We start from the raw sequence: 1,726 nt of genomic DNA on the forward strand, positions 1-1,726 counted from the left end.
GACAAAGCGCAGTGCGCCGTTGTCGATCTGGGCCTTGGTGAAGGTGGTGCCCACGTCGGCCTGGGTCAGGTCTCTCCACTCGCCATTGTCGTTTTGGAGTTGCAGCGAGCCGTTGACCGGCAGGCTGGTGAACTTGATGCCCAGGCCGAGGCCGGGGTTGGCGGTTGGCTGGATGTTGAACGAGGCCCAGTCCAGTGCCACGGCGGTGTCTTCGGTGCCGCTGAGCTTGTTGCCGGCAACGCCGTTGTTGTCGCCGTTGTCGCCGACCACCGGAGCATCGTTGTCGATGATGGCGGTGTTGACGGTGGCGGCCTGCGGGTTGACCACCAGGCTTTCGAAGTTGTCGCCGGTTGGCGTGGCGATGGTGACCACGACGTTCTCGCGACCTTCGACCAGGCTGTCATCGACGATGGGCAGCTGGAACTGGACGCTGGTCTGGCCCTTTGGAATGGTCACGGTGATGCTGTCCTGGCCTTGGTAATCGGCACGTGTCGCGCTGCCGCCGTAGGTCAGGTTCAGGGTCACCTGGGTGTCGGTGTTGGTCGGGTTGCTCAGGGTCAGGGTGTAGACGGCCGACTGGCCTTCGGTAGCCGACGCATCGCCGGTCAGGCCGATGGTGGTCACGTCGATGCTGTCGCCGACCGGGGTCACGACCGGAGTGGTGTTCGGGGTGAGTTGCTCGTAGGTACCGCCGGTGGCGCCAGTGATCGTGGTGGAGATCGAGTCGGCGCCTTTGTACACATCGTTGCCAACCACGTAGGACACCGAACCCGACGTCTGACCGACGGGAATGGTGATGGTCTGGTTGTTCGACAGCGTCACGACGACCGGTGTGCCGGTCACAATGTCACCTACGGTCGCGGTGTAGACGATGGTGCCGTTTTCCAGCACGCCGCCTGCAGGCGTTTGTGCCGTGAGCACGACATTGGTGACGTCGGTGACGGGGTCGACGATGACGTTCAACGGCTGGCTGACCGACGCTGGATTGGCGACATCGGCACTTTCGGTGGCAGTGGCCGTAACGGTCAAGGCCAGAGTGCCGTTGTAGTTGGCCGGTGGCGTGATGCTCAGGGTTTTCAGGTCCCAGCCAGTGATGTCGGCTGTACCGGTGCCGCCGTCGTTGGAAAGGTAGCTGTGGTTGGCGCCGTCACGCAGCACTGCACCCACCGGGATACCGCTGATCTGCAGCACGTGCTGTTCGGAGCCGTCACGTGTATCGCCGAACGAGACGTTGATGGTGCTCAGCTGGATGGCGGTGTCTTCGGCGCCGTGGTTCAGTTCGTAGCCGGCGTAGTAGCCATCGCCATTGGCGTCGACGTGCGAGGTGACGTTGATGCCCTGGTTCACCAGGTCGGCGATGTCGGTGTACAGCGGCACGCCGCTCTGACCGATCGAGGTCGCAGGACCCTGGTCGACCGACAGGTTCAGGTCGTAGAAGCCTGGACCGTTCTGGTTGTGATGGTACAGGTCGAGGCTGTAGTAGCCGGTTTCAGCCGGCGTGATGCTGCCGCTGAAATCGCCCGAGGTTGGGTCGACACCGGCACCCCAATGGGCGGTGCCCAGGTCCTTGCCGCCAACGTTGATCAGCAGGCCGTCGTCGGCCTTGCCGCTGAAGGTGTAGGTCTTGCCGGCTTCGAGGAAGATCAAGCCGGTGACCTTGGTCCCGGTGCCTTGCACGATGTTGCTGTCACCGACATCGGCGATGACCACGCCTGGACGGCTGCCC

General features: G+C 63.4%; 1 protein-coding gene. It reads right to left on the reverse strand.

Features of this window, described 5'->3' with window-relative positions:
- Nucleotides 1-1,726, reverse strand: a 1,726-nt coding sequence (locus H7993_RS20660; protein ID WP_342345060.1) for an immunoglobulin-like domain-containing protein, incomplete at both ends; no start/stop codon positions are given.

Origin of the sequence: Pseudomonas baltica, assembly GCF_014235765.1 — a bacterium.
In the GTDB taxonomy this organism is placed as follows: Bacteria; Pseudomonadota; Gammaproteobacteria; order Pseudomonadales; family Pseudomonadaceae; genus Aquipseudomonas; species Aquipseudomonas baltica.